This window comes from Streptomyces sp. NPDC007917 (assembly GCF_042959105.1).
GTDB lineage: Bacteria > Actinomycetota > Actinomycetes > Streptomycetales > Streptomycetaceae > Streptomyces.
In genome coordinates this window covers 581,038-607,961 of the sequence record NZ_JBIBKK010000002.1, presented here as the reverse complement: position 1 = coordinate 607,961, position 26,924 = coordinate 581,038, and the positions used below count along the sequence as shown (strand labels likewise).

The following is a 26,924-nucleotide window of genomic DNA, read 5'->3' as shown; positions in this document are numbered from 1 at the left end:
TCTCATGAGCTTCGCCATACGAGACGAGTAACCACGAAACGCGCGGTCACTCGGCCCGCGCCCATCGGGAGGCGTACGGCGTCACGCAGATCGACAACGCCATCGAAGGCGACACCGGTCGCCGACCCGCGGGGTCCGCGCACGGGTCAGCGCCTGACCAACTGGTCGGCCAGGCGGCGCGCCTGGGCCAGCAGCATGCCGTACGTCGCCAGTGCGTCGGGACCCTCGGGCACCGCGCCCGGCAGCCTCTGCCGCAGATCCTCCAGCGTGCGGCCCAGGTCCTCGACGACCTCGCGCAGCTCCTGGTCCACCTGCCAGTCCTTGCCGGCCGGGGAGAACCGGCTTCGGGTGTAGAGCTGGATGGCGCGGGCGCTGCCGCGCAGGAACTCCGCGTACGCCATGGCGACGGGCGGGCCCGGCCGCGGTTCTTTCCGATCGTCGTCGCAGGCCTCCAGCACCGCCCGGGTGACGCCCGTGGTGTGGACAGCCACGTAGTCCAGGACGGTGACCGCGTCGTCGTAGTCCTGGCCGGGAGGCGACACGCCGCCGCTGCGGCGACGCGGGTTGGCGCGCAGGCTCTCCCGGCTCCGACCGACCGCGGAGCGGGCCTGATCCACCAGCCTCCCCAGGAGCAGGGCCCGTTCATGCAAGGAACCGGCCGCACGGGCATCCCACTCGTCGCAGGCCAGCCCGTCGGCGACCGCGTCGAGGACCTCCTGTGCCTCGCAGGCCGCGTCCTCCAGCGCGGCGCGGGTGCTGCGCAGGTACACCGGGGGCCGGATCAGCGCATTGACCGCGATGCCCATCGCAGCGCCGAAGACCGCCTCGGTGACCCGGGCCGCCGACGAGGGAATGCTGACCGGGTCGCTGGTCAGGACGAACAGGGCGCCGGTGGCCGCATAGACGCCCTGGCCGCCCAGGCCCTGCCAGCTGCCCAGCAGCACCGCCACCGGCAGCACCAGGCTCATCGCCGCCATCGTGGAATCGAGCGTCAAAGCCGCACCAGTGGCCACCACCGTCCCGGTGGCGATGGCCGCCACCTGCTGCAACCCGTGCGCGATCGACCGGTACACCGTCGACTCCACCAGCATGATCGCCACCCACGGCGCGACGAACGCCATCGGCGCCTTCAGCCACCAGCCCGCAACCGCCCACGCCAGGCACGCGGCCAGGGCCGCCTTGAAGGCAAGGACCCGCGCAACTCGGCAGGTGGCTGGTGTTTGCGGGTAGGCGCCCCGGGCAGGCGAACGTCGTGCTTCGGACCGGAGGCACGCCACGAGAGCGGTTCGGCTGCTCAGGGGCGTGCTGTGTCCTGCGCCCACGCAGTCGCACGTGTCTCCCGCGGTGCACCGACCACGCGAAGAGGGAGAGATAGGCGCATGACCGTCGTCCGCACACGCAGCAGGCATCCGCACGACGACGCCCCCGACACCACCGCCGAGTTCCGGCGCATCGCCGCCCTGCCCGACGGTCCCAAGAAGGAGGCGCTGCGGCAGGAGGTCGTGTGCGCGTGGATGCCGATGGCGGAGCGGCTGGCGCGGCGGTTCCACAACCGCGGTGAATCCGCCGAGGATCTGCGCCAGGTCGCGATGCTGGGCCTGGTGAAGGCCGTCAAGCGCTACGAGCCGGACCGCGGCAACGCCTTCGAGAGCTTCGCCGTGCCCACGGTCGTCGGGGAGATCAAGCGTCACTTCCGGGACCACATGTGGGGCGTACACGTGCCGCGCCGCGTGCAGGAGCTCCGCAACCGCGTGCGCGCCGCCGTCCAGGACCTCACCCGCACCCCGGACGACCGTTCCCCCAGCGTGTCGGAGATCGTCCGGCACACCGGCATGAGTGAGGAGGACGTGCTGCTGGGGCTGGAGGCGATGGGCAGCTTCTCCGCGCTGTCACTGGACGCCGAACTGCCCGGAGCCGACGACGGATACTCCCTCGCCGACACTCTCGGCACCACGGAGCCCTCCTACGACCGCGTCATCCAGCGGGAGGCACTCAAGCCCAAGCTGCGCGCCCTGCCCGAACGCGAGCAGCACATCCTCTACCTGCGCTTCTTCCGCGAGGAGACGCAGACCCGGATCGCCGAACAGCTCGGCATCTCGCAGATGCACGTCTCACGCCTCATCAGCCGGACCTGCGCCCGGTTGCACGACCAGATCGAAGCCCGGGCGGTGTGACGCTCGCCCCGAACCAGCCGTCAGCTCACAGGCCGTCGCGTGGCACCGACTCGTTCCACGTCCGGGAGAACACCCGCCGGTCGCCCTCATAGCCGTCGAGGGTGGCGTCCACGACATATCGCTCGTAGGCGCGCCGCCCGACGTCGAGGCCGATGTCTTCGAAGCGCACCGTTCCCCGGTCCTTGACGATCGGCCACGCCGTTGAGGTCGATGGTCGCCCGGTAGCGGCGTCCGGGCTCCAGCGGTTCGGGTTGCCCGGTCTCCCGGTGGTGGGCGAGGCTGAGCAGCCCGTATGTGACGCGGGTGGCCCGCCGTCTGCCACGTCGGAGATGCGCGCCGCGAACACGGCGACCGGCTCCGAGGCCGACAGGCCGAGGTCGACCGTCGGTGAACCGAGGATCTCCACGCGCTCGGTGAGCGGGGCCGTGTCGAAGACCAGGTTCTGCAGCGTGGCCAGGTTGGGTCCGTCCAGGCCGATGACGAAGATGTTCGCGTACGAACTCACAGCGCTCCCTGCTGGGGTGTTCCGGGGGCGCTCAGGTACCCGCTCACGCCGGGTGAATGCCCTCGGCGGCGGGCGGGGCGCGTTCACCCGGCGCTGTGCGTCGACTCCGTCACCTGCCGCCAGGTCCGCATCAGCTGGCTGAATTCCTTGACCTGGACGAGCACATGGTCGCGGGCGGCGTTCTCCGCGGTGTCCGCGTCGCCGCCGGCGATGGCGTCGGCGATCTCTCGGTGCTCGGCCAGCGAGCGCCGCATGCGATCCGGCACGCGCAGCTGCAGCCGCCGGTACGGCTGCAGGGCCCGCTTGAGCGCGTGGGCCTGCTGCCGCAGGTACTCGTTGCCGCAGGAGTCGTAGACGATGTCGTGGAACCAGGCATTGGCGTAGTAATAGCGGTCGGCGTCGTCGGCCGTGGCGTGCTTCACGCACTCCTGCAGGGCTTGTTCGAGCTCGTCCAGCGACTCCCGCTCGATGCGGCGGGCGGAGAGCCGTGCCGCCATTCCCTCGAGCTCGGCCATGACTTCGAAGCGCTCGGCCAGCTCGGAGATGCTCAACTCGGTGACGTACGTGCCGCGTTTGGGGCGGATCTGCACCAGTCCGGAGCGCTCCAGGGCCTGGAGGGCTTCCCGGATCGGCGTGCGCGAGCATCCGTACTCCCGCTCGAGCTGGGCCGGATCCAGGCGCTCACCGGGTCGGTAGCGGCCGTCGATGACGGCGTTCTCGAGCGCGTCCCGCACGCGCTGTGATTCCGGGACTCGAGCCATGGACACCTCCGAGCCCAGATTATCCGACCTGGACAGGGGGTGGTGCATCTCACGCGAGCGCTGTTATATACATCAGACGCGTTTATGCATATGTAATGCGTCCGGAGCCGGAGGCGGGACGAAGGAGCAGAGATGGGACGTCATGACGGCTGGCTGCTCACCGAGCTGTTCCAGGCGCTCGGGCGACGGCGTGGCGGCGACCCCGCGGCCGGCGAGCAGTACGACTCCCCGCTGGACCAGCTGCTCGCCGCCTGTGAAGTCCTGATGAGCGACGTGGGCGAAGCCTCGATGCGGGCGGTCGCGGCTCGGGCCCTGACCGCCTACGACGCGCTCGACGACATCGGCAGGCTCGCCTTCTTCACCCACGTCACCCAGACCTACGACGTCGACGCCGAGCAGGTCCGCGCCGCATTCCACCGGTGGGAGGCGGCCAGGAGCTCCGGGTCCGAGGGCGGCGAGGAGCTGGTCCGGCTCTTCGACGTGGTCGAGCCGGCCCGCCAGCAGCTGCTGCGCAGGATGAACCACGCACCCGGCGCCACGCTCGCCCTGGTCCGGATGCGGGCGGACCTGCGTCGGCTGGTGCGCCACCACCCCGAGCTGCGCTCCCTCGACCACGACCTTCACCACCTGCTGACCTCCTGGTTCAACCGCGGCTTCCTCCGGATGGAGGAGATCACCTGGGACTCGCCGAAGGAACTGCACGACCACCTGCTGCATTACGAGAAGGTCCACCCGATGGCGGGCAGGGCCGAGCTCCGCCGCCGTCTGCAGCCCGAGGACCGCCGTGCCTACGCCTTCTTCCACCCGGCCACCGGGGACGTGCCACTGATCTTCGTGGAGGTCGCCCTGGTGCGCGGCATGCCGGAGCGCATCGCCCCGCTGCTGGAGAACGGCCCGGCGATGAGCCCCGCGCAAGCGGACACGGCAGCGCTCTACTCGATCAACAATGCTCTGGACGGCCTGGCCGGAGTCTCCTTCGGCAGCTTCCTCATCAAGCAGGTCATCGAGCAAGTGGGGGAGCAGCTGCCGCACTTGACGCAGTTCGTCACGCTCTCGCCCATCCCCGGATTCCGGCGCTGGCTGGGCGAGCAGGCCGAGCAGGACGCCGACCTGCGGCTGCTCGTCCGGGAGCTGGACGCCGTGGAGGAACCGGCGAACCTCAGCGCGGAGGACGCCGAGCAGATCCGCCCCCGGCTCTTTCCCGCCCTGGCCCGGTACATCGCGGTCGAGCGGCGCGACGACGGGCGCCCCCTCGACCCGGTCGCCCGCTTCCACCTGGGCAACGGGGCCACCGCCTGGCGGCTGAACTGGCCGGCGAACAGCTCACCGGAGGCCTGGCGGCAGTCCTACGGCGCGATGATCAATTACCGCTATGAGCCGGAGAAGCTGGAGCGCCGGCACGAGGACTTCATCCGCAACCGCACCGTGGCGCTCGGCGGGCCGCTGCGCGACGTCCTCCCGGCCGCCCCTACGGCTTCCCCCATCCACGACGCGTCCACCACCCCGGACGGCGAGAGAGGAACACCCCCGATGGCGCCCTTCACGACCATCTACCGGTCCTTCGTCGAGCAGACGGAGCGACGACCGGACAAGGCGCTCTTCGAGCTGCCCGACGGGCAGAGGATCACCTACCGCCAGACCGCTGAGACCGTGCGGCGGATCGCCGCCCGTCTCGTCGCCGACGGCGTCACCCCCGGTGACCGGGTCGCCATGCAGGTGGAGAAGTCGCCGGAGGCCATCGCGCTGTACCTGGCGACCCTGCGGATCGGCGGCGTCTTCCTGCCGCTCAACACCGCCTACACCGGTGCGGAGATGGACTACTTCATCGGCGACGCCCGGCCCCGCGTCCTCGTCTGCTCGCCCGACCGCCTGGCCGACCACGCGCACCGCGCGGAGCAGGGGCTCGTCGTCGAGACCCTCGGCACCGCCGGCGACGGCACCCTCCTCGACGGCGACGGCACCCTCCTGGACGGCGACGGCGACGGCCGGCGCGAGGAGGTCTTCGACGCGTCGGCCGACGACCCGGCGGCGATCCTCTACACGTCCGGCACCACCGGGCGCTCCAAGGGCGCGGTGCTCTCCCACGGCAACCTCGCCTCCAACTGCCGGGCGCTGCTGGAGGCCTGGCAGTACACCGCCGAGGACCGGCTGATCCACGCCCTGCCGATCTTCCACATCCACGGTCTCTTCGTCGCCGCGAACATGACCCTGACGGCGGGCGCCTCCATGTACTACCTGCCGAAGTTCGACGCCGCGACGGTCGTCGGCCTGCTGCCCCGTGCCACGGTGCTCATGGGCGTCCCCACCTTCTACACCCGGCTGCTGAAGGACGACCGGCTCACCCCCGAGGCCTGCGCCTCGATGCGGCTGTTCGTCTCCGGATCGGCTCCGCTGCTCGCGAGCGATCACCAGGCCTTCGAAGCCCGCACCGGCCACGCCATCCTGGAGCGCTACGGGATGACCGAGACCGGCATGAACACCAGCAACCCCTGCACCGGCGGACCGCGCAAGCCCGGCACCGTCGGCCTGCCGCTCCCCGGCACCCAGATCCGGGTCGTGGACGGCACGACCGGACGGCCGCTGCCCGACGGCGAGGTCGGCAGCATCGAGGTCCGCGGCCCGAACGTCTTCACCGGTTACTGGCAGTTGCCCGAGAAGACCGCCGCGGAGTTCCGCGAGGACGGCTTCTTCATCACCGGCGACCTGGGCCGCATCGACGAGGACGGCTATCTGTGCATCGTCGGCCGGGGCAAGGACCTCGTGATCTCCGGGGGCTACAACATCTACCCCAAGGAGGTCGAGGAACTGCTCGACGGCCACCCCACGGTGCTGGAGTCGGCCGTGATCGGCGTCCCCCACCCGGACTTCGGCGAGACGGTGGTGGCCGTCGTCGTACCGGCCCCGGGCCAGCACCCCCAAGAGGCCGAGCTGCTGGACTTCGTCGCCAAGGACCTCGCCCGGTTCAAGCACCCGCGCGCCGTGCGCGTCGTCGCCGCCCTGCCCCGCAATGTGATGGGGAAGGTGCAGAAGGCCGAACTGCGCAAGCGCTACGCCGACCTGTTCGCGGGCGCGGACGCCTGATCCGCCGACCGGCCGCGGACAACGGCGCCGGCCGGCCTCACCTCTGTTCCCCCTCGCAAGTCCCCTGTTTCCCCCATGTCCCCCCGGTGTCTCTCAGTGTGGAGAAGACGATGGTTATCTATGGAGTCGCAGCCCTGGCGGTGTGCGTGCTCGCCGGCACACTCGTCGGTGAACTGCTCGGCGTCGCGGTCGGCGTCGATGCCAATGTCGGCGGAGTCGGCTTCGCCATGATCATGCTGGTGCTGGTCACCCACCAGCTCCGCCGGAAGGGGAAGTTCCCCGAGGTCTCCGAGCAGGGCGTGCTCTTCTGGAGCGCGATGTACATACCGATCGTCATCGCCATGGCCTCCGCGCAGAACGTGGTCAAGGCGGTCACCGGCGGTCCGATGGCGATCCTGGCGGGCCTCGGCGCCGTCGCCGCAGGGTTCGCCCTGGTGCCCGCGCTGGCGCGGATCGGCGAACCGGGCGAACCACTGGAACCACTGGAGACGCCGCAGACACTGAGCGCGGACGAGAAGCAGGGGGCCTGAGATGGACCGGTTCACATCCGTCTTCGAAGACAACGGCCTGCTCGTGGCCTTCGGGCTGGTCGGCGCGCTGATGCTGGCCGGCGGGTGGTTGTCCAAGACGCTGACCCGCGGCCGGCTGCAGGGCTCCGCCATCGCCATCCTCCTCGGCCTGGTCCTGGCCTACTGGGGCGGCACGGTGACCGACGGCGAGCACGGGCTCGCCGACTTCTCAGCGCTCTCCGGGCTGAGCCTGATGGGCGGCGCGATGCTTCGGGACTTCGCGATCGTCTCCACCGCCTACGGCGTCGACCTGAAGGTGATCAAGCGTGCCGGGCTGTCCGGCGGGTTGTCGATCCTGCTGGGCGTGGTCATCTCGTTCGTGATCGGGGCCGTGATCGCCGCCTTCTTCGGCTACACGGACGCCAAATCGCTGGCGACCATTGGCGCCGGTGCGGCCACGTACATCGTCGGGCCGGTGACCGGCACGGCGGTGGGCGCGAGCTCGGACGTGATCGCGTTGTCGGTGGCGGCCGGTCTGGTCAAATCCGTGGTGGTGATGGTGGGGACACCGCTCATCGCCCCACTGATCGGTCTGAACAACCCGAAGTCCGCCATGGCCTTCGGTGGCCTGCTGGGTACGACCTCCGGCGTGGCCGGCGGCCTCGCGGCCACCGACAAGCGCCTGGTCCCCTATGGGGCCATGACGGCCACTTTCTACACAGGCGTCGGCTGCCTGCTCGGCCCGTCGCTGTTGTACATGGTGCTGCGGGCCATCGTCGGTGGGTGAGGCGATCGCCCGTGGGCGTATCGCGTGCTCCACCACCACCCGCAGCAGCACGGTGTGCCGGTCGTCCGTCCCTTCGACATGGAGGATCTTGTGAGGCTCCCGGATGACGATGCGGGTGAGGACAGGGCGAAGTGAGCTGCCGGGGCCGCGCCGCCCGCGGCCCGGATGGAGACGACGCTGGCGGCGGTGGTGGACGAGCCGCACGCGGACCGGCTGTGCCAGGCGCTGGCGGGGCGGCGGGTGGCCGACTGTCTGCCCGGGGAGCGCCGGAAGCCGCCCATCGCGGATCCGGACGACACGGCGCTGGAGGTCGCCGCGCTCATGGCGCGCGAACGCAGTCCGCTGATCGCGATGGTGGGGCGAGAGGGGAGCCGGGAGCACGGTGGCGCCCGGTTGCTCGGCGTGATCACCGCCGCGCATCTGCTGGAACGACTCCTTGGGGTGACATGAGCGACTGGCACAGCTGGGCGGCGATCGCTGTTTTCGTGACCGCCTATGCGGCGATCATCAGCGAGCATGTGCACCGTACGGCCGCCGCGCTGGCCGGGGCGGGGGCCATGCTCGCGCTCGGCGCCACGGACGATGTGGCGGCGTTCTTCGACGAGCACTCCGGGATCGACTGGAACGTCATCTTCCTGTTGCTGGGGATGATGGCGATCGTCGGTGTGCTGCGGCAGACGGGCCTGTTCGAGTATCTGGCGATCTGGGCGGTCAAACGGGCCCGCGGCAGGCCTTTCCGGGTGATGGCGATGCTGATAGTGATCACCGCGTCGGCGTCGGCGCTGCTGGACAACGTCACGACGGTGTTGCTGATCGCGCCGGTCACCCTGCTGGTGTGCGAGCGCCTCGCACTGCCCGTCGCACCCTTTCTGATCGCCGAGGTGATGGCCTCCAACATCGGGGGTACCGCCACCTTGGTCGGCGACCCGCCGAACATCATCATCGCCAGCCGGGGCGGGCTGACCTTCAACGACTTCCTGGTCCATCTGGCGCCGATCGCCGCGATCCTCACCGTCGTTCTGGTGGTGATGTGCCGGCTGATGTTCCGCACGGTGTTCGTGTACGACGAGAAGCGCGCCGCCGAAGTGATGGCGCTGCAGGAGCACGAGGCGATCCGCGACCACCGGCTGCTGTACCAGGGCCTGGGTGTGCTCGCCCTGGTCATCGTCGGTTTTGTGGCACATCCGGTGCTGCACTACGCGCCGAGCGTGGTCGCCCTGCTCGGCGCCGGGCTGCTGATCGCCGTCTCGAAGGTGGAGACGGGGGAGGCGCTGAAGGAGGTCGAGTGGCCGACGCTCGCCTTCTTCGCCGGGCTGTTCATCATGGTGGGTTCGCTGATCGAGACCGGTGTCATCGGGGAGATCTCCCGTGCCCTCGCGGACGCGACCGGTGGCAGCGAACTCGGCGCGACGATGCTGTTGGTGTTCGGTTCCGCGGTGTTGTCCGGTGTCGTCGACAACATTCCGTATGTCGCCACCATGGCTCCCATCACGGCCGACCTGGCGCACGGCTTCGGCGGTGACGGTGTCCACGTGCTGTGGTGGGCGCTGGCTCTGGGGGCCGACCTCGGTGGCAATGCCACCGCCATCGGCGCCTCCGCCAACGTCGTGGTCCTGGGGATCGCCGAACGCAATCGCCAGCCCATCTCCTTCTGGCAGTTCACCAAGTACGGCCTGGTCGTGACCGCGGTGACGGTCACCATCGCCGCCGGATACCTGTGGCTGCGGTACTTCGCCCTGAACTGACGGCCAGTCCACCGAACGGGCCGCCGACCCCACCGCGCCACCGCGAGGAGGGACCGGAGCGGGGGCGGGCGGGGAAGGTTCTCCTCGGCCCCGCCGCTGCTCGTCGGGACGCTCAGGCCTGCCGTGGAAGGCGTGGCGCGGTCAGAAGGTGGAGGCGATGTCGTCGAAGGTGGCCTCGTCGACCAGGCCGGAGTCGTCCAGGACGTTCTGGTGGTCGAGAACGGTGCGGTTGACCTCGGAGGCGAAGCGGCGTATCAGGGAGTTCTTGGTACTGGCGCGGACCTGCGCGATGGTGACGAAGATCTTGCCATGGGTGCCGCGCAGGATGTTGGAGAACTTCTTGTCGAAGTCGGCGCCCTGGGCGTTCTCCAGGGTACGGACGAAGCCGAGCTGTTCTTCGCTGGCCACGTCCGGCAGGGAGACGTTCAGCGCCTCGGCGGTGTTGCGGACGAACTCGTCGAGACTGGCGTGGCCTTCCATGATGTGCAGCCCCGCCCGTTTGACGGATTCGCTTGTGGCGTGGGTCTGGGCGAGCCGTCCGGCTGGCGCCTCCCACAGATTGGCCTGACGCACCTTCTTCAGGAACTCGATGTCGAGCTTGCTCACCGAGCCGGCTGTGGTGACCACGTCGCCGGGCGAGGCCGGTTTGGCGCTCGGGAAGTTCGACGACGCGCCTTCCGTCGCGTTCGCGTTTCCCCGGGTGGCCCACACCACCGCTCCGGCGAGGACGGCCAGGGCGACGAGCACGACGGCCGTGATGGTGAGGTTGCGTGGGCGGCCGTGCAGCGAGCGGGCGTGAGCGGTCATGGTGCCTCCAGGTTCCGGATGCGGGTCCGTCTGTGGGGGGATACGACCCCTGGGTCTCGGGCACTCAGCACGCTAGGCATTTAGACAGTGCAACTTTTGCACTTTGATGGAGTCCGCTGAACGCATGGCGGGTTCTGTGGGCGTCCGCTACAGTCACTCGCTTGCCTGGCGGTGAGGGGAGGCGTGACCGCACGTGGACCGGACGCTGACGGGCATCGCGGGTCACAGGTCGGCGAATATGGTGAGGCCGTGCAAATTTTGCACAGTCTCATTTCCTCGGGTGTTCGTCGACCGTGGCCTGATCGGCCGGGATCACCAGGTCGCGCGAGCGTGCTGGGCGTCCTCGACGGTGGGTTCGCCACCGGCTTCCGTGAACGCCTGCAGTGCCTCGACCAGATGGCGTCGCTGCCCGGCGGGCATGGACTCGACGATGCGTGCGATCTCCTGTCGGCGCCGAGCGGTCGCTTCGGCCACGATCCGTCGGCCGGCCTTGGTCAGTGAGATCACACTGGTGCGCCGGTCCTCCGCGGAGACCCCGCGTGCGACCACGCCCGCCGCGACCAGACGGTCGATCATACGCATCGCGGTCGACGGCTGGACTCCCAGCTCTTCTGCCAGCCCGGAAAGGTTCAGTGGCCCCCTGCTGTCGAGGACGACCAGCATCCGGAACTGAGGCAGCGTCAGCGAATCCTCGACCGCGGCCAGGGACCGGACGGAGATGGCGACCAGCAGACGGGACGCGGTCAGCAGGGCGGTGACCATCGCCTCGGCGTCGGACGCGGGGGTGGGTGAACGGCGCGACATACGCCCTTTTTACCGTCCCGGCGTACCGCGAGTGGCCGGGTCTGCCCTCACCAGCCGGTCAGGAGCAGGCGGTTGAGGAGCCGGGCGAGGCGTGCCTCGGCGATGATGTGGTCGGTTCTGCCAGCACCCGGCGCATGTCGCGCACCGTCTGCCACGTGCCGCGCCAGGTGCCCGTCACCTTGGAGGCGCCGGTGCGCGGCAGGTACGGGACGTCGTGCTCGGTGATCCGCCAGCCCGCGTCGGCGGCCCGCACGACCATCTCCAGCGGATAGCCACTGCGCCGGTCCGTGAGGCCGAGGCCCAGCAGCGCCTGGCGGCGGGCCGCGCGCAGCGGGCCGAGGTCGTGCAGGCGCAGTCCGGTGCGGCGGCGCAGCATGCGGGCGAGCGCGAGGTTGCCGACGCGGGCGTGTGCCGGCCATGCGCCCCGGCCCTGCGGGCGGCGTCGGCCGAGTACCAGATCTGCGGCACCTGCGCGCACCTCGCGCACGAACGGCAACAACAGCGAGGGGTCGAGGGACGCGTCGCAGTCGCAGAAGCACACCACGTCGGCGGTGGCGGCGGTCAGCCCCGCGTGGCAGGCGGCGCCGAAACCACGGCGCGGCTCGTGGACGACCAACGCGCCCAGCTCGCGGGCCAGCTCCGCCGAGCCGTCGGTCGATCCGTTGTCGACGACGAGCGCGCGCCAGCCGTGCGGGATGCGGGCGAGCACCCAGGGGAGGGCGTCGGCCTCGTTCAGGCAGGGCAGGACCACATCGACGTCCGTGGGTGTGGGAGAGGTCATCACGGCTCTCACCCTACGAGCGCGAAAGGTGCGTTCCGGACTTCGGTTCCTTACGAAACACGGACGTCGGCAGCGGGAGGCGGCGTCAGCGGGGATGCGGTGCGAGGCCGGCCGCATGCAACAGCCGTACGAGCGGGCCGCCCTTGCCCATACCGGTCGTCCTCGTCGCCGCGCGCGGTGACGAGGGCGACCGGATCCTGGGTCGCCTTCTTCCTCCAGCACCCTAACCGCGCGTACAGCCGGGAGGACCTGATGCGCGAGGTGTGGGGCCGGGACTTCGGCGACCTGTCGACCGTCACCGTCCATGTCCGCCGACTTGCGAGGGCACCGGCGAATGACGCGGCGTTAGGGCGCGTATCGGGTCGTGATCGATGAGCATCGCAGCTTCCGGGGCGGATGCCCGTCCCGCCGTGACCGAGGTCGCGGTGGGTGCCTGGACGCGTTCTTCAGGGCGTGGGTGCGGTGAGGTACCGCTGGATCGTGGGTCCGAGCCAGTCCACGATCTCCTCGCGGCTGAGCGCCACGCTCGCCGGGAACCGCAGCACGTAGCGCGTCAGCGCGAGCCCCAGCATGGTCGAGACGCACAGTGCGGCCCGCGCCTGCGCCTGCTCCGGCTCGTGGCCCAGCCGGCGGGCCAGCGGGATCATCTGCTCGCGCAGCACGCTCTGCATGCGATCGGCGGCGGCCGGGTCGGTGGCGCCGACCCGCATCAGCGCGGTGAGCTCCTCGTTCTCCTCCCACAGGGTGAGGAAGTGGTGCACGAGCGTGCGGCCGATCTCCTCGCGCGGTTCGAGGGACAGGCCGGGCAGCCCGGGGTCGATCGCGACGGCCGCCGCGAACAGGCCCGCCTTGTTGCCGTAGTAGCGCATCACCATGGACGGGTCGATCTTCGCGTCGCGCGCGATGGCCCGGATGGTGGCTTTCTCGTAGCCGTCCGCCGCGAACCGCTCGCGGGCCGCGGCGAGGATCGTGGCGCGGGTGGCGTCGGAACGCCGTGCGGCCTGCGGGTTCTCCGTGGTGCCGGTCATGCCAACAAGCGTAGGCCAACAGGTGTTGACAGTCCAGAGCTGCGGCCCTACGTTTGCCAACAAGCGTTGACCAACAAGCGTTGGCAAGGCCGCAGTCGCTGAAGCCCCGGTGTCACCGGCGATACCCCTTGAGCGCCCGCCAGATCTCCTCGTGCCACAGGCAGCGAGCGTCGTGAGCGTCGCCGGATCCACTACGGCGGTGGCCGCCCTCAGTGCCGTGGGGCAACCGACAGCGAGAGGAAGTACCGAAGATGGCCAAGCTGCAGAGCCTGGACCCGAATACGCCGATGGTCGCGCAGTTCAAGGAGAAGACCGGACCCATCGTCCTGGCCAACACCTTCGTCGTCCCAAAGGAGAGGACTGAAGCGTTCCTGGCCCTCTTTCGGAGGCAGGCGGAGTTCATGAAGGCTCAGCCGGGATTCATCTCCCTGCAGATGCACAAGGGAACGGCGGACAGCCAGCTTCTGATGAACGTCGCGGTCTGGGAGTCGACCGAGGCTCTCGCCACGGCGCTCGGCAGCCCTGAGTTCCAGCGCATGGCCGCCGAGTTCCCCGACGACATCGTGTCGTACCCGCACATCTTCGAGCAGATCAACGTATGACACGGCAACTGCAGCCGGGGAGGGCAGCGGAGAAGCCCTGCCCTCCCCCCGGCAGTCACACATCCATGCACCATGCCGGGTCGCCAAGGCCGAGCCCGAAGATCGCGGCAAAACCGGCATCGGCGAAGACGAACCGGCAGGCCTGCGCGGTCAGAGACCGAGTGAGGCGATCTTGCCCCCCACTCGCGCCGGCCCGCGTCATCTGCCCCGTCATCAACCGCCCCCGCTATGCCCGCCGCATCCGCCGCTGAACCCCTGCCCCACCCCAGGCTGAACGTCAAAGGAGAAGAACCATGTCGCTGAAGAACGTCAACACCGTCCTGGCCACCGTCTGCGCCCTGTTCGTCCTCTACCTCGGGTTGTCCTTCATCCTGGCCCCGGAGGCGTCCACTCAAGGCGTTGGCCTGCCGACCTGGGCCGCCGGCAACGGCGACGGCTTCCTCATCATGAAGGGCACTCGCGAATTCTCGATGGGCCTGGTCATCGGCATCCTCCTGCTGACGGGCCACCGCCGCGCCCTGGGCTGGGTCCTGCTGATGGAGGCCGTCGCCCCGTTCGGCGACATGATCAACGTCTTGGCCCACCACGGCCCCCTCGCCGCCGCGTTCGGCATCCACGGCCTGACCTCGGCGCTGATCGCGATCACCGGCCTGCTGACCCTCCGGGAGACCAGTAAGGCTCACAAGGCCATCGCCCCGGCGCCCGCCGCACAGCCCGCCTGACAGCTGCATGCCCCCAAGGGGTGGCCCGGCCACATGGCAGGGCCACCCCTGATCCGTCAGCGACCGCCGAGAAGGGTCAGGCAAACGATCTTCTTCCAGCCCGAGCGAGATCAAAGCGACGCGGACGACGTCGAGCGGCACCCTTGTCCGCGCTGCCGGGCCGAGCCCGGCTCGCCCTGCCGCTCGCGCGACCACGCCCCGCACTGCCGGGTCATCCTCACCGTCTACGAGATGAAGCGCCTGGGCCGCGACGCCGCCGAACTCACCGCACTCGCCGACCACCTCACCGCCCACGGCCTGGTCCTCGAAATGCTCGCCGGACCCCTGCCCGGGATGTACGACCCGAGCGGGCCGGGCCGGGGGATGGGCATGGGCGACGGCACAGTCATGCGTTCGGAAGAGCTGGCTCCAGCCGCTTGCCACGACATCCCAGCCACGGGGGTGGTGCCAGCATCACCCCCGATTCGGGGCTTGGGCCAACTGCTTCACGGGCCACCGCGGAGGAGGGTTGATCCCGTCACCAGGAGCGCCGGCCGACGGAGCCGGACGTCGACAACGGAACGGGGACCCATGATGGCCAGTCACGCGCGGCGGAGAATTCTCAAGGGTGCCGCGGTCGCGGCAGTGGGCGGCGCGGTGGGCAGCGGCCTCGGGCCCGGCTTCCTCACGGCTGCGGCTCAGGCGAGCCCCATGGCCGGGAAGAGCGGCGCGACCGGGGCGACCCCGTTCCTGGAAGGGGCCTTCGAACCGGCCACCGAGGAGTTGACGGCCTTTGACCTCAAGGTGACCGGCCGCATCCCGCGTGACCTGGACGGCCGCTACCTGCGCAACGGCCCGAACGCGCTGGGCCTTGAGGACGTCCGCGCCCACCACTGGATGCTCGGCGACGGAATGGTGCACGGGGTCCGGCTGCGCGGCGGGCGTGCGGAGTGGTACCGCAACCGCTGGGTGCGGTCCTCGCAGGTGACGGCCAAGCTGGGGGAGACCTACCCGGGCCAGGCACCACCGGACGACTTCGCGTGCAACACGCACGTGATCCCGTACAAGGGCCGCATCCTCGCGATGCAGGAAGGCGGTCCGCTGCCGTACGAGCTGGACGGCGAACTCAACACCGTGCGCCCGTACGACTTCCGCTCCACGCTGGGCGGCGCGTTCACCGCCCACACCAAGTACGACTCGGCGGCCGACGAGTTGCACGCGATCGCGTACTACCCCACATGGGACCATGTGCGGCACATCATGATCGACCGGACCGGCCAGGTAGCGCGGACCACACGGATTCCCGTCGCGGACGCGCCGATGATGCATGACTTCGCGCTCACCGAGAAGTACGTGGTGATCGTGGACGTGCCGATCACCTTTGACGCCGCCGCGGCGGAAGCGGGCGCGATCGTGCCGTACGTGTGGAACGACAGGCATCCCATGCGCATCGGGCTGTTGCCGCGCACCGGCCGCACCACGCGCTGGTTCGAGATCGCCCCGGTGTACTACTCGCACACCCTCAACGCCTACGACCAGGGTGATTCGGTCGTGGTGGAGTACACAGGGTTCCCCGCGCCGTTCTACGCCGCCGGGCGCGGCATGGGCGGACCTTCCGCGACCGGTGCCCCGACCCTCGACCGCTTGACGATCGACCTGCGCGCCGGCCGCGTCCGCAGCAGCCGGCTGGACGACCGTCCGCAGGAGTTCCCCCGCATCAACGAGTCCCTGGTCTCGCGTCGGCACCGCTACGCCTACACCGCCAGCGCGGCTGAGATGTGGCGTGCGTACGAGACCGTCGACGGGGTGCCGCCGGACGAGAAGTTCACCAACTACCTGGTCAAGCACGACATGCTGCGGAGCAGCAGGCAGCTTCACCGCTTCCCGGGGGGCGCGGCGGTCAGCGAGCCGGTGTTCGTCCCACGGCGCGGCGCGCGGGACGAGGACGACGGCTACGTCCTGTCGTATGTGAACGACCCCGACCGCGGGGCGACTGACCTGGTGATCCTCTCCGCCCAGGACTTCGGCGGCCACCCGCTGGCCCGTGTTCACCTGCCGGGCCGGGTACCGCTGGGACTCCACGGCAGCTGGATCGCGGATGCCTAGCCACGCGCCACTCCAGGCCCCAGGCACGCCTCGATGCCGCCCGGGGCCCGCCCACGTACGGCGTTCCGCGCACCGCGCGCACCGCGTGGTTGGTGGGCGACATCGGCCGGCGATCACCCGTAGAGCGAGCGGGCTCCCGGGCTGTTGCCCTTGAAGCGCTGGCCCATGGCGATCTCCTCGCCGACCACCGACCAGACGGTCTCGTCGTCCTGGAAGGGGAGCGGGTCAATGCTGCTCGTCTCCTGACGGATGCGCTCGACCTCGCCCTCCAGGCGCCCGAAGTCGGCTTCCTCGTCGCCGCTGAAGGTGAACTCCTCGAGCAGGCGCTGGAGCCGGAGGGTGACCTGGACGAGGGAGGAGACGTCCGTGTGGAGTTCCTGCGCGGTCGCCTCGTCGGGGTCGAAGGCGTGCACCTTGCCGGATACGGGGTCGAGGGCGAGGTGGGCGTTGAGCAGCCAGCCGATGACGGGCCATTCGCCCGCGTCCTTGGAGGTGTCCTCGAAGTCCTCGGCGTCGACGACGTCCTGGACGAGGGGCAGCAGGCCGTCGTCCTCGTCGGGCTCACGCAGCCAGAGCGTCCCGGTGGGGACGCCGACGGTCTGCAGGAGGCGGGCGCCCTCGGTGCCCGCGGTGGAGGGCGGGAAGGCGGTGGCGGGCAGGGTCGCGATCCGGTCCTCGCCGAAGATGTCGGCGAGTTCGCTGCGGGTGACGTCGAAAAGCACTGCCAGAACTCCGAACTCGACGGCGGAACAAGCGCCGTGGGACTTTCAGTGGATGGAAGCGGTGACAACAACAGCATCGCGGATCGAGGCGCTTCCGGCGAGCAACGTAACCCCAGGTGGGCCCCTGGTCGGCACCATCGCCGGTCAGGGGCCCAGCTGTGAATGTCGTCAGCCGTCGTTCTCGGACGAAGGGATGAAGGCGCCCGGCACGTCCTGCGGAGCGTAGATCTTCTTCTCACCCGGGTACGGCTTCGCCCAGTTGTGGGTCTCGTACCAGGTGAGATGGTTCATCTGGGCGGGGGGAGCGTAGTCCGGAACGGCGCCTGGACCGGTCAGCCGCTGCTTCGGCTTCCACTGGTCCCACTGGGCGGCGACATCCTTCATGTCCGCCGGCACCGAGGGCGACGGCACGGCCGCTGCCTTCAGGTCCTGCGCCGCGGGGGTGTCCAGACCACAGGACGGCGGGGTCTTCACACCGGCGGTCAGCGAGGTCCGGTTGGGCAGCACCTTGAACGGCGTGTAGTCCGGGCTCTGGGTGAACGCCGAGGCCATTGGGGTGGCCGCGGTGTCCTTCTGGTTCATCGGCTGGATCCCGAGGATCTGCTCGATGGTCCGCACCATCGTGATCTGGGAGTAGTAGTGGCTGTCCACCGTGGAGTGCTTGGCCCAGGGGCTGATGATCTGGACCGGGGCACGGTGGCCGTCGACGTGGTCGAGACCCGCCTGGGAGTCGTCCTCGACGACGAAGATCGCCGAGTCCTTCCAGTACTTGCTGTGCGAGATCTCGTCGACGATCTGGCCCACGGCGAGGTCGTTGTCCGCGACCTGGGAGGCGGCGCTCACCGGGCCACCGGTGTGGTCGCTGGAGAGCCAGAACATGTTCAGGTTCGCCGGTCCGTTCTTCTCGAAGTCCTTCTTCCAGATCTGTGCCCGGTAGATGTCCGGGACGCTGGTGTCGAACTTCGGGAAGCCGTGCACCGACACGTCGTTGAGCGACGGGATCGGCGAGGTCGAGTTCAGCGGGTAGGCGGTGTCCTGACCGGTCGCCGCCATGTTCTTGCTGTCGCAGTACAGGTTCTGCCAGCTGGCGCCCGACGGCTTGGTCAGGAACTGCTGGAACTCACCGAAGTTCCGGACGGACTTGCCGGCCGCCTGCGCACCGGTCCAGATGAAGCCGGTCTTCTGGTGGCCGAGGGCGTCGTCCTCGGTGTCATAGCTGCGGGCGTACTCACCGGCCGAGGACTCGGTGTACTCCGGGTCGTCGGCCTGCATCAGCCAGTTGTGGCCCTCGGCGGAGTTGGTGCCGATGTCGTACGTGTTGTCGTACAGGCCGAACTGCTTGGCCAGGGCGTGCTGGTTCGGCGTGACGTTCTCACCGAACTCGGTCAGCGACGGGTCGCCGTTGCCCTGCGGAATGTCGCCGAAGACCTGGTCGTAGGTCCGGTTCTCCTTGACGAGCAGGAAGACGTGCTTGATCGTCGAGGGGTCGCCGAGCTTGACCGGGACCGGCACCGGCTTGGCCGGGGAGCCGTCGGACTTCTTGAGCGACTCGCCCATCCAGCCGTTCTGCTTGAAGACCTTGCCGGTGTAGGACTTGATCACGCTGTCGTCGGGCAGCGTGAACTTCTGCACGCTCGATGTCGTGTCGTGGGTGCCGTGACCGCCGGTGGCCTTGCGGCGGGCGTCGATGCCACGGGTGTTGGAGACGTACACCTGGTTGCCGGAGGTGGTGATCTCCGAGGGGAAGTAGTCCGTGGGGAGCAGGCCGACGTAGGAGACCGGCTCCTGAGCGGAGGTGTACTTGTAGACGGCGACGGCGTTGGCGCGGCCCAGGGTCACCAGCAGATGACCGTCGTCGGTGAGGGTCACCGCGTCGGGCTCGTAGCCCACCTGGGCCCTGGCCCACGGCTGGGTGGAGATGGTCTGGACGACCTTGTCCTTCGCCGTGTCGATGACCGACACGTTGTTGTCGGCAGTGTTGGTGACGAACACCACGCCGTTCTTGGCGTACACGGCGGTCGGGTGCAGACCGACCTCGATGCCGGCGACCGCGGCGTCCTGGTTCCCCAGGTCGATGACGCTGACCGTGCCGCTGGTGGTGGCGGCGGTCTTCTGGTCGGCGAGTACCTGCGTGCCGTACGAGTTGATCGTGGGCTCGCCGGGCTTGGCCGGACGACCGCCCTCGTTGCTCACGTACAGCTTGTTGCCGACGACGACCATGCCGCGCGGGGCGTTGCCCACGTTCCAGCTCTGCTTGATGGTCCCGGTCGCGGCGTCGATGGCGACGACCCGGTTCTGGCCGTTGACCGCGGAGTACACGGTCTTGCCGTCGGCCGAGAACACCGCCGCGGCCACCAGGGCGTGCTTGGACCCCTGCGCCGGGATGCTGACGGTCCTCGGGCTTGAGACGCTGCCGTCCGCGTTCACGGTGAACACGGTGTAGCCGTCCGGCTGGCCCAGCCACAGCTGCTTGCCGTCGGGCGAGTACGTCGGGCCTTCCTGGCCCACGTTGTTGCTGCTGATGCGGGGGTTCGACGACGCGGCGCTGCTGACGAGCTGCTGCGTCTTCCAGTTCTTCAGGTCCACGATGGCCAGGGCCGCGCCACCGTCGGTGACGGAGGCGGCCATGTGCGTGCCGTCCGGGCTGACCGAGGACGACATGATCTTGCCCTGGTTGATGACAAGACGGTCGCCGTACGGGGCGATGTACTGGTTGCTGGAGACGACCTGGCCATTCTCGGTGACCTGGCCGACCTGGTCCGTGCCGAACTGGTGGGTCTGCGCGAGCGCCGTGCCGGTGGCCACGAGGGCGACAGCGGTGGTGCCCGCCGTCAACAGCGGCATCCGGCGGCCGATGCGTCTGCCGATGAGGTTGATCCGAGCTTCCTCGACGAGCTTGCGGCGGCGAGTGACCTGCATGGGGTGTTATCCCTTCGGGGTGGTGTCGAGCAGTTCGACGTTGCCGTCGAACTGCCACAGCGGGTTCGGTGCGTCCCCGTCGGGGGTGCGCACCAGGAAGTAGCCGTTCACTTCCTTCGGTCCATCGCCATCGGCCATGAACCGCCCGTCCGGAGTGACGTCGAGTTGGTAGATGGCCTGCCCTGTGGCCTCGACGCCGGGAAGGTGCCAGGTCACGACGCAGCGCCAGTCGTTGCCCGCCCCTTGTGCCGCGACCCTGGTGCTTCCCTTGTTGCACGAGGCCGTGGCCTTCAACTGGGCCTCGGTGACGGCGGGCCGGTTGAGCTGGTCGGTCTGCATCCGGTACAGGTGCGCGAACGCCGTGGCGAGCGACCGCTGCACCTTGTCCTGCTCGATCCCGGAGCCCGTCGCCGAGGTCGCCGCGGCGACGACCGCGAACGACGCGGCGGCCACCCCGGCGAGCGGCAGGACACCGACGGTGATCGCGCGGCGGCCCGAACCGTCGTGGGTCAGGTTGGTGAAGTCGCGCCGTACGAAGAGCACATACGCCAGCGCCGTCGCGACCACGGCCCACACGAGGCTGACAACGATGCCGATCAGCAGCGGGCCGAGTTGCTGGGGGCTGGTGAACAGGCCGTTCCAGGAGATGAAGGCGTAGCTCGGCAGGGCGACGCGCACCGCCACCGGAAGCGGCAGCATCTGGGCGACCGCCATCGCGAGCGAGACGAGCACGGGCACCAGCAGCCCCATCGGGGACCGTCCCAGCGTGACCGACCCGAGGAGGCCGAGTGCGGCGAGCGCCAGGGTCGGAGCGAGGGCGCAGACCCAGGAGAGCAGGACCGATACGGCGGCGTCCGACGGTGCCAGGAGGTGGCCGTCGAGCCCCACCAGCGGCTGGTTGCCGACCACGAGGAGGCCGCCGACGGTGCCGGAGACCGCGAGCCCGGCCACGAGCAGCAGCAGGACGGTGAGACTGGCCACCGCCTTCGCCACGAAGATCCGCCGGGGGGAGCGGACCGCCACGAGCAGATGGCGCCAGGTGCCGAGCCGGTCCTCGGAGGCGAACACGTCACCGGCCACGACCGAGGTCAGCAGCGGGAGCGCCCAGGTCCCCGCGAAACCGAGCACCACCAGCGGCCCGGCCCACCCGGAGGCGAGCATCCAGCGCCCGAAGAGGGTGTCGACGGGAAGCGTGCTCTGCCGGCTCACCCCGGCGACGAAGAGGGCGGGAGCGATCCAGCAGGCGAGGACCAGCAGGCGGATTCGCCACTGGGAGACGAGCTTGACGAACTCGAAGCGACAGGCGCGGGTGACGGGGACGCGACGGCCTCCGGTCACCTGTTCCTGTTCCTGTTCCCGGCTGCGGGTGAGGGTCGCAATCATCTGCCCGCCTCCTGCTGCTCGGTGAGGGTCAGAAACGCGGCTTCGAGCGGCGACACGACAGGCGTGAGCTCGCGCGGCGTGACGCCCTTCTCCACGAGCCGCACCACGAATTGGTCGAGGGCGGGCACCAGGGCGCGTACGACGAGCAGTTCGGCGTCCTGCCGCATCCCGGCGTCGTCGACGACCTGGATCCCCGGCGCGTCGTCCGCCAGCCGGCGCGCGGCCTGCGGGTCGGAGGTGATCAGCCGGTAGTCGAGTTCACGGTTCTCGGTGGCCAGCTCGCTCAGCGGTCCGGAGAAGACCACGCGTCCGGCGGCCAGGATGGTCACCTCGGAGCACAGCGCCTCCAGGTCGTCCATGTTGTGGCTGGAGAGCACGACGGCGGTCCCGTCGGCCGCGAGCCGGCCCAGGACACCGTGCACATGCTTCTTGCCCGCCGGGTCGAGGCCGTTGGACGGCTCGTCGAGCACGAGCAGCCGGGGCTTGGTCAGCAGCGCGGCTGCGAGTCCGAGCCGCTGGCGCATGCCGAGGGAGAAGCCGCGGGTACGGTCGTCGGCGACGTCGGTGAGACCGACCTCGGCGAGTACGTCGTCGATCCCCGCGGTGCGCGCGTCGTGGCCGCGGAGCGCGGCCAGTGCGGCGAGGTTCTGCCGTGGGGTGAGCGAGGGGTAGAGAGCGGGGCCGTCCACGAAGCCGGCGACACCGTCGGGAGCGTCGAGTGCCCGCTCGACCGGTGTACCCAGGACCTCCAGGCGACCGCCGTCGGCCACCGCGAGCCCCAGCAGGAGGCCGAGCAACGTCGTCTTTCCGGCGCCGTTCGGTCCGACCAAGCCGTGGATCTGACCCTGCGTCACATCGAGATCGATGCCGTCCAGGGCGACGACATCGCCGAAGCTCTTCGTGATACCGCGAGCCCGGATTGCGCGGAGTTCTTCCATGGGTCCCTTCCTTCAAATGCCTCAAGGACCCTATGGATTGATCATGCCGCTCATGGGAATGGAGAGTTGAATGTATGTAGAACATGAAGCGACTTGGCATTCTCGACGTCACCGGTGAGCGGGCGCAGCCCGCGTTTTGACCTGCATCTTTGCCATTGCTTGGGTAAAGCTGGATGCTTTCATGAATGAGTTGCAATGGTGAATGCCGCGGTGAATGGCAACTGGGCGCGGAGCAGAATTGGGCTGCGCCCTCGTAGCCCCTGCGAGGTTCGGCGTCCATGGGGTGCCGTGGATTTACTCGCTCGGCGTTGTTCGCGGCGGGCGATCGGCGCAACAAGAGGGATGGCCCCCGCCCCCGGCTCCCTCACGCCTGCTCCGCGTCAGGCCTGTGCCGACTGTGCGATGCCCAGTCGGCCGGCCACGGCGGTGAGGGCCGTTCCCAGCGGGAGCGCGACCCGGGTGGCGGCGTGCCGGTCGCCCCGGGTCGGGTCCAGGTTGACGATCAGCACCGGCTTCCCGGCCTGGGCGGCCTGGCGGACGAACCGGAGCCCGGACATCACCGTCAGTGATGAGCCAAGGACCAGCAGTGAGGTCGCCTCGCGGACCAGCTTCCGGCAGTGCTCGACCCGCTGCGGCGGAACGGCTTCGCCAAAGAACACCACGTCCGGTTTGAGAATGCCGCCGCAGACCGTACAGGGCACCACGCGGAAGTCCCCGACCTGCTCGTCGGTGAGGTCGGCGTCACCGTCCGGGTTGATCCCGGCGGCCACCGGCTCGAAGCCCTCATTGGCCTCCTCCAGCCGCCGGGCGAGCTCGCGGCGCGGGCCGAGGGCGCCGCAGGAAAGGCAGACGACCCGGTCCAGGCTTCCGTGGAGTTCCACGACGCCTTCGTTGCCGGCGGCCTGGTGAAGGCCGTCGACGTTCTGGGTGATCAGACCCGAGAGCAGGCCATGCCGAGCGAACGCGGCCACGGCCCGGTGCCCGGCGTTGGGGCGGGCGCGGCCGAAGGTGCGCCAGCCGAGGTGGCTGCGAGCCCAGTATCGGCGCCGGGCCTGGGCGTCGGCCATGAAGTCCTGGTAGGTCATCGGGGTGTGCCGGCTCAGGCTCCCGCCCTCGCCCCGGTAGTCGGGGATGCCCGACTCCGTGGAGATGCCCGCCCCGCTGAGTACCAGCACACCACCGGTGCTCAGCGCTTTGGCGACCGGTTCCAGATCCGTGCTGCCCGGTGGCAGGTCCTCGGTAGGGGTCCAGCTCAACGTGGGACGCATGCGCATGCCGCCAGAGTACGGAAGAGGCTGCCACCCCCGCTTCCGCCGCCGATGGCACCATCCGGGCGTTCACCGGCCCGGCGCATGGGGCGGGAAGGTCGCCGAGGCCGGGCCCAGCGCCGTTTGCCTGGGGTGTCGGGGTCCCGGACGGGATCGACTCGGCGGACCGGGTGGCGCCTGACTGACGCGCCCCGCCAACGGCCCCGACGACCCGGTTCACCGCACTGTCGGCGGTGCGGTGCGCGGTCCGGATTCCCGGATCCGTGCCGTGACGCGCAACCTCCGGATGTCCCGTGCCCTCTTCCACACCGGCCATGATCGTACGCGCCGATGTGCTCCGGTTCGGGCCGCACACCGGCTGACCAACTCCGACTCCGGCCCCGACCCCGACCCCGACTCCACAAGGACACACCACCGTGATGCCCGACGAACACTTCGACCGCCTCGCCGACGATCTCATCGATGGTCCGCGCGCAGCCCGTTGCGTTCGTCGGGAAACGCACAGCCAGTTCCCGGGGAATCGGCTGGTGGTTCGCCACCTCGCGCCGCGAACCGTATGACGCTCATCCGCACCCGGGACGTCCGGGCGCACGCCGGAACCGCAGGAACCGTCCGAGCCGTCGTCTGTCCTCGTACAGACGGCCTCGGCGCACACGATCGACTTGGGGCAGACATGCCGGACCTTGTACTGCATGCCAGCGGACGCACCTGGACGCTGGACGCATCCCGGAGCTACACCATCGGGCGCGACCAGCAGGCCGACATCTCGTGCATCGACCGCCGAGTCTCCCGGCAGCACCTCATGATCCGTTGCGACGGCGGGACATGGGTCATCGAGGATCTCGGCAGCGCGAACGGCACGTTCGCCGAAGGGCGCCGTATTCATCGGATCGAGATCGGCCACGGTTCGATCGTCCGGCTGGGAGACGTCTCCACCGGCATGCGGCTGGACTTCACCGAGGCCTCCGCGGCGGAGAATGACGATCAGGTGCGTGCTGACGTTCGGATACGCGCCGGGCTGCCCCGGGGCGAGGCCCGTCCCGAGGCCCAGGGTGCCACGGATCGGGACACGTCGGATGGAGCCGCCGCGGCCCTTTCCATCGACCGGGACCCCTCGGGCGTCTACCCGCTCGTCCTGGGGCAACGGCTGCGTATCGGTCGCGCGCAGGACAACGAACTCGTGGTGGAGGGACCGTATGTCTCCCGCTATCACGCGGAGTTCCGGCCCCTGCCCGGTGGCCGCTTCGAAATCGTCGACCTCGGCAGTCACAACGGCACCTATGTCAATGGGCAGCCCGTGGACCGCCGGCTCATCGGCCCGTACGACATCGTCGGTGTCGGCCACTCCACCTTCCGTCTCGCCGGAGACCGGCTGGAGGAGTTCGTCGACACCGGTGAGGTCTCCTTCACCGCCCGCAACCTGACAGTGACCGTCGGGCGCGGGAAGACCATCCTGGACGACGTCTCCTTCGGCGTCCCCGAGAAGTCGCTGGTCGCGGTGATCGGGCCGTCGGGCTCCGGGAAGTCCACCCTTCTGCGCGCACTCACCGGCTACCGGCCCGCGGACCGTGGTCGGGTGTTCTACGACCACCGCGATCTCTACGCCCACTTCGCCGAGTTGCGCCACCGTATCGGCCTCGTCCCGCAGGATGACATCCTGCACAAGGAGCTGACCGTCGACGTCGCTCTGAAGTACGCCGCCAGGCTCCGCTTTCCCGGCGACACCAAGGCGGCCGAGCGCAAGGCCCGTATCGACGAGGTGCTCCAGGAGCTCAGACTCGACGTTCACCGGGGCAAGAAGGTCTCCTCGCTCTCCGGCGGTCAGCGCAAACGGGTGTCCGTTGCCCTGGAACTGCTGACCAAGCCCTCCCTGCTCTTCCTCGACGAGCCCACCTCCGGTCTGGACCCGGGCCTGGACCGTAATGTCATGAAGCTGCTGCGGGAGCTCGCCGACGATGGCCGCACCGTGCTGGTGGTGACGCACTCGGTCGCCGAACTGTCCCTGTGCGACCGGGTGTTGGTCATGGCGCCCGGTGGCTCCGTGGCGTACTTCGGTCCCCCGGGCGAGGCCCTGGACTTCTTCGGTCACGACAGCTGGGCCGATGTCTTCTCCGCCTTCGAGGACCATCGCGACGACGACTGGGGCGGGCGCTGGCGGGCTTCCCGGCAGTACGACCGGTGCGCCGCGGAGATCGACTCGACCGTCCCGCCGCAGCAGCCGGACGCCCCCGCGACGCAGCCGCCCGCGCGAGCTCTGCGGCCCAAACCACAGGGCTGGATCGGCCAGTTGTGGACGTTGATGCGCCGCTATGTGTCGGTCATCGCATCCGACAAGGGCTTCATGGCGCTGATGCTGCTGCTCCCGGCCGTGCTGGGCGGAGTGAGCTGTCTGGTTCCGGCGACATACGGACTCGCCCCGCCACCGCCCGACAGCCGTTTCCGCTACAACCAGGAGTCCGGAACCATTCTGCTGGTGCTGGTCGTCGGAATGTGCTTCTCCGGCGCGGCCAACTCCGTACGTGAATTGATCAAAGAACGGGTGATCTACGAACGGGAGAGAGCCACGGGGCTGTCCCGGTCGGCGTATCTGATGTCGAAGGTGATCGTCCTCGGTCTGATCACCGCGATGCAGGGTGTCGTGATCTGCGCGATCGGCTTCTCGGTCCGTCAACTGCCCGCCGAGGGACTGCTCATGCCCACGGCCGTCGAGGTCTGCGTGGTCATCAGCGCGCTGGGTTTCACCACCATGATGTTCGGGCTGGTCATCTCCGCGCTGGTGAGGACCGCGGAAAAGACCATGCCGCTGCTCGTGATGTTCGCCGTCGTCCAGGTCGTCTTCACCGGGGTCCTCTTCAAACTGTTCGACTCTCCGGGCATCGAACAGGTCGGCTGGCTGATGCCCGCCCGCTGGGCGGTCGCCGGCGCCGGGACCACGCTCGACCTCGCGCACACCATGCCGCCCTGGAATCTCGACAAGCCGGACGATGTCGACCCGCTGTGGGCCCACACCGTCACCCAGTGGGGCATCGACCTCGGTATGCTCCTGGCGATCGGGCTGGTCTGCGGCTTCGCGGTGGCCCGCCTGCTGCGCCGACACGAACCCGAGGTCATGCGGGACTGAAGGCTGCCATCTCCGCATCGTCAATGGCGACTCCGGTCGGACAGGTGTGGGTGTCGCCGTCCTGACCGCGGCCGCCGCCCTGACGCTGACGGCCTGCAACGGCGACGAGAAGGCAGTGCCACGGGTGAGGGCGCGCTTCCGGTGCCGGAGGAGAGCGCGGGCGGCGCGACGACCGCCACCAT

The 26,924-nt window shown here is 69.5% G+C and carries 22 protein-coding genes and 1 pseudogene; 11 read left to right on the top strand and 12 right to left on the bottom strand.

From position 1 onward, the window contains the following. Positions 1-146: 146 nt before the first annotated feature. Positions 147-1,277 carry an aromatic acid exporter family protein gene (locus ACFZDL_RS05515; protein WP_391190449.1) on the bottom strand — a complete coding sequence of 377 codons (1,131 nt, stop codon included), beginning with the start codon at positions 1,275-1,277 and terminating at the stop codon, positions 147-149. 102 nt (positions 1,278-1,379) lie between these two features. On the opposite strand from ACFZDL_RS05515, the gene ACFZDL_RS05510 reads away from it, so the two are divergent. Beyond that, complete coding sequence (locus ACFZDL_RS05510) at positions 1,380-2,174, top strand: SigB/SigF/SigG family RNA polymerase sigma factor (protein ID WP_353592068.1); 795 nt, start codon at positions 1,380-1,382, stop codon at positions 2,172-2,174. Between the two features lie 25 nt (positions 2,175-2,199). On the opposite strand, the pseudogene ACFZDL_RS05505 reads toward ACFZDL_RS05510, so the two are convergent. Together ACFZDL_RS05505 and ACFZDL_RS05500 are read right to left on the bottom strand one after the other, a co-directional pair. Then, positions 2,200-2,748 (bottom strand): annotated as a pseudogene (locus ACFZDL_RS05505) (CocE/NonD family hydrolase C-terminal non-catalytic domain-containing protein); the annotation flags it as partial. Positions 2,749-2,762: 14 nt separating this feature from the next. Beyond that, positions 2,763-3,440, bottom strand: a complete 678-nt coding sequence (locus ACFZDL_RS05500) for a GntR family transcriptional regulator (protein ID WP_353592067.1) — start codon at positions 3,438-3,440, stop codon at positions 2,763-2,765. A 132-nt stretch (positions 3,441-3,572) separates the two neighbouring features. Here ACFZDL_RS05500 and ACFZDL_RS05495 point away from each other — a divergent pair, with 132 nt between their 5' ends. The 5 genes from ACFZDL_RS05495 to ACFZDL_RS05475 all read left to right on the top strand — a co-directional run bounded on the left by ACFZDL_RS05495 (position 3,573) and on the right by ACFZDL_RS05475 (position 9,562). Continuing rightward, the gene (locus ACFZDL_RS05495) at positions 3,573-6,521 is read left to right on the top strand and encodes an AMP-binding protein (protein ID WP_353592066.1); all 2,949 of its coding nucleotides are present in this window, start codon (positions 3,573-3,575) and stop codon (positions 6,519-6,521) included. A gap of 110 nt (positions 6,522-6,631) precedes the next feature. Beyond that, entirely contained in the window at positions 6,632-7,051 is a 420-nt protein-coding gene (gene madL, locus ACFZDL_RS05490) for a malonate transporter subunit MadL (RefSeq protein WP_353592065.1), read from the top strand. 1 nt (position 7,052) lies between these two features. Beyond that, the gene (madM, locus tag ACFZDL_RS05485; protein WP_353592064.1) at positions 7,053-7,817 is read left to right on the top strand and encodes a malonate transporter subunit MadM; all 765 of its coding nucleotides are present in this window, start codon (positions 7,053-7,055) and stop codon (positions 7,815-7,817) included. Positions 7,818-7,982: 165 nt separating this feature from the next. After that, on the top strand, positions 7,983-8,267 hold the full coding sequence (locus ACFZDL_RS05480) for a CBS domain-containing protein (RefSeq protein ID WP_353592063.1): 285 nt from the start codon (positions 7,983-7,985) through the stop codon (positions 8,265-8,267). After that, positions 8,264-9,562 (top strand): ArsB/NhaD family transporter, encoded by a 1,299-nt coding sequence (locus tag ACFZDL_RS05475; RefSeq protein ID WP_353592062.1) that lies wholly within the window; start codon positions 8,264-8,266, stop codon positions 9,560-9,562. The genes ACFZDL_RS05480 and ACFZDL_RS05475 overlap by 4 nt, the downstream gene beginning before the upstream one ends. A gap of 141 nt (positions 9,563-9,703) precedes the next feature. Here the strand turns inward: ACFZDL_RS05475 and ACFZDL_RS05470 are convergent, their stop codons facing one another. From ACFZDL_RS05470 to ACFZDL_RS05460, 3 genes are all read right to left on the bottom strand, one after another. Beyond that, positions 9,704-10,369, bottom strand: coding sequence for a DUF4142 domain-containing protein (locus ACFZDL_RS05470; RefSeq protein ID WP_353592061.1), 666 nt, complete (start codon positions 10,367-10,369; stop codon positions 9,704-9,706). Positions 10,370-10,681: 312 nt separating this feature from the next. Beyond that, positions 10,682-11,173, bottom strand: coding sequence for a MarR family transcriptional regulator (locus tag ACFZDL_RS05465; RefSeq protein WP_353592060.1), 492 nt, complete (start codon positions 11,171-11,173; stop codon positions 10,682-10,684). Positions 11,174-11,231: 58 nt separating this feature from the next. Further along, positions 11,232-11,954 carry a glycosyltransferase family 2 protein gene (locus tag ACFZDL_RS05460; protein ID WP_353592059.1) on the bottom strand — a complete coding sequence of 241 codons (723 nt, stop codon included), beginning with the start codon at positions 11,952-11,954 and terminating at the stop codon, positions 11,232-11,234. On the opposite strand from ACFZDL_RS05460, the gene ACFZDL_RS05455 reads away from it, so the two are divergent. Beyond that, positions 11,862-12,329 carry a winged helix-turn-helix domain-containing protein gene (locus tag ACFZDL_RS05455; protein ID WP_391190444.1) on the top strand — a complete coding sequence of 156 codons (468 nt, stop codon included), beginning with the start codon at positions 11,862-11,864 and terminating at the stop codon, positions 12,327-12,329. The genes ACFZDL_RS05460 and ACFZDL_RS05455 overlap by 93 nt on opposite strands. A gap of 71 nt (positions 12,330-12,400) precedes the next feature. Here ACFZDL_RS05455 and ACFZDL_RS05450 read toward each other — a convergent pair whose 3' ends face one another. Then, positions 12,401-12,982, bottom strand: coding sequence for a TetR family transcriptional regulator (locus ACFZDL_RS05450; RefSeq protein WP_353592058.1), 582 nt, complete (start codon positions 12,980-12,982; stop codon positions 12,401-12,403). Between the two features lie 251 nt (positions 12,983-13,233). Between ACFZDL_RS05450 and ACFZDL_RS05445 the strand changes: the two genes are divergently transcribed. The 3 genes from ACFZDL_RS05445 (at position 13,234) to ACFZDL_RS05435 (ending at position 16,391) form a co-directional block, all read left to right on the top strand. Next, positions 13,234-13,584, top strand: coding sequence for an antibiotic biosynthesis monooxygenase family protein (locus tag ACFZDL_RS05445; protein ID WP_353592057.1), 351 nt, complete (start codon positions 13,234-13,236; stop codon positions 13,582-13,584). Between the two features lie 293 nt (positions 13,585-13,877). Continuing rightward, positions 13,878-14,306, top strand: coding sequence for a DUF4267 domain-containing protein (locus ACFZDL_RS05440; protein WP_353592056.1), 429 nt, complete (start codon positions 13,878-13,880; stop codon positions 14,304-14,306). 573 nt (positions 14,307-14,879) lie between these two features. Beyond that, a complete protein-coding gene (locus tag ACFZDL_RS05435; protein ID WP_353592151.1) occupies positions 14,880-16,391 on the top strand; it encodes a carotenoid oxygenase family protein in 1,512 nt (503 codons plus the stop codon). Positions 16,392-16,504: 113 nt separating this feature from the next. Here the strand turns inward: ACFZDL_RS05435 and ACFZDL_RS05430 are convergent, their stop codons facing one another. The 5 genes from ACFZDL_RS05430 to ACFZDL_RS05410 form a co-directional block, all read right to left on the bottom strand. Then, positions 16,505-17,113, bottom strand: coding sequence for an SUKH-4 family immunity protein (locus tag ACFZDL_RS05430; protein WP_353592055.1), 609 nt, complete (start codon positions 17,111-17,113; stop codon positions 16,505-16,507). Between the two features lie 168 nt (positions 17,114-17,281). Then, positions 17,282-20,032, bottom strand: coding sequence for a bifunctional YncE family protein/alkaline phosphatase family protein (locus tag ACFZDL_RS05425; protein ID WP_353592054.1), 2,751 nt, complete (start codon positions 20,030-20,032; stop codon positions 17,282-17,284). A 6-nt stretch (positions 20,033-20,038) separates the two neighbouring features. Then, the gene (locus ACFZDL_RS05420; protein ID WP_353592053.1) at positions 20,039-21,415 is read right to left on the bottom strand and encodes an ABC transporter permease; all 1,377 of its coding nucleotides are present in this window, start codon (positions 21,413-21,415) and stop codon (positions 20,039-20,041) included. After that, positions 21,412-22,353, bottom strand: coding sequence for an ABC transporter ATP-binding protein (locus ACFZDL_RS05415; protein ID WP_353592052.1), 942 nt, complete (start codon positions 22,351-22,353; stop codon positions 21,412-21,414). Before ACFZDL_RS05415 ends, ACFZDL_RS05420 begins: the two co-directional genes overlap by 4 nt. Positions 22,354-22,733: 380 nt before the next feature. Then, complete coding sequence (locus ACFZDL_RS05410; protein WP_353592051.1) at positions 22,734-23,627, bottom strand: NAD-dependent protein deacetylase; 894 nt, start codon at positions 23,625-23,627, stop codon at positions 22,734-22,736. Positions 23,628-24,294: 667 nt separating this feature from the next. On the opposite strand from ACFZDL_RS05410, the gene ACFZDL_RS05405 reads away from it, so the two are divergent. Next, positions 24,295-26,742: an FHA domain-containing protein gene (locus ACFZDL_RS05405; protein WP_353592050.1), complete on the top strand. Its 2,448-nt coding sequence runs from the start codon at positions 24,295-24,297 to the stop codon at positions 26,740-26,742. Positions 26,743-26,924 lie beyond the last annotated feature (182 nt).

Coding starts and splice junctions, on each gene's coding strand:
- ACFZDL_RS05510 (WP_353592068.1), top strand. CDS start 1,380: ATGACCGTCGTCCGCACACGCAGCAGGCATCCGCACGACGACGCCCCC.
- ACFZDL_RS05500 (WP_353592067.1), bottom strand. CDS start 3,440: ATGGCTCGAGTCCCGGAATCACAGCGCGTGCGGGACGCGCTCGAGAAC.
- ACFZDL_RS05495 (WP_353592066.1), top strand. CDS start 3,573: ATGGGACGTCATGACGGCTGGCTGCTCACCGAGCTGTTCCAGGCGCTC.
- madL (WP_353592065.1), top strand. CDS start 6,632: ATGGTTATCTATGGAGTCGCAGCCCTGGCGGTGTGCGTGCTCGCCGGC.
- madM (WP_353592064.1), top strand. CDS start 7,053: ATGGACCGGTTCACATCCGTCTTCGAAGACAACGGCCTGCTCGTGGCC.
- ACFZDL_RS05480 (WP_353592063.1), top strand. CDS start 7,983: ATGGAGACGACGCTGGCGGCGGTGGTGGACGAGCCGCACGCGGACCGG.
- ACFZDL_RS05475 (WP_353592062.1), top strand. CDS start 8,264: ATGAGCGACTGGCACAGCTGGGCGGCGATCGCTGTTTTCGTGACCGCC.
- ACFZDL_RS05470 (WP_353592061.1), bottom strand. CDS start 10,369: ATGACCGCTCACGCCCGCTCGCTGCACGGCCGCCCACGCAACCTCACC.
- ACFZDL_RS05465 (WP_353592060.1), bottom strand. CDS start 11,173: ATGTCGCGCCGTTCACCCACCCCCGCGTCCGACGCCGAGGCGATGGTC.
- ACFZDL_RS05460 (WP_353592059.1), bottom strand. CDS start 11,954: ATGACCTCTCCCACACCCACGGACGTCGATGTGGTCCTGCCCTGCCTG.
- ACFZDL_RS05450 (WP_353592058.1), bottom strand. CDS start 12,982: ATGACCGGCACCACGGAGAACCCGCAGGCCGCACGGCGTTCCGACGCC.
- ACFZDL_RS05445 (WP_353592057.1), top strand. CDS start 13,234: ATGGCCAAGCTGCAGAGCCTGGACCCGAATACGCCGATGGTCGCGCAG.
- ACFZDL_RS05440 (WP_353592056.1), top strand. CDS start 13,878: ATGTCGCTGAAGAACGTCAACACCGTCCTGGCCACCGTCTGCGCCCTG.
- ACFZDL_RS05435 (WP_353592151.1), top strand. CDS start 14,880: ATGGCCAGTCACGCGCGGCGGAGAATTCTCAAGGGTGCCGCGGTCGCG.
- ACFZDL_RS05425 (WP_353592054.1), bottom strand. CDS start 20,032: ATGCAGGTCACTCGCCGCCGCAAGCTCGTCGAGGAAGCTCGGATCAAC.
- ACFZDL_RS05420 (WP_353592053.1), bottom strand. CDS start 21,415: ATGATTGCGACCCTCACCCGCAGCCGGGAACAGGAACAGGAACAGGTG.
- ACFZDL_RS05415 (WP_353592052.1), bottom strand. CDS start 22,353: ATGGAAGAACTCCGCGCAATCCGGGCTCGCGGTATCACGAAGAGCTTC.
- ACFZDL_RS05410 (WP_353592051.1), bottom strand. CDS start 23,627: ATGCGCATGCGTCCCACGTTGAGCTGGACCCCTACCGAGGACCTGCCA.
- ACFZDL_RS05405 (WP_353592050.1), top strand. CDS start 24,295: ATGCCGGACCTTGTACTGCATGCCAGCGGACGCACCTGGACGCTGGAC.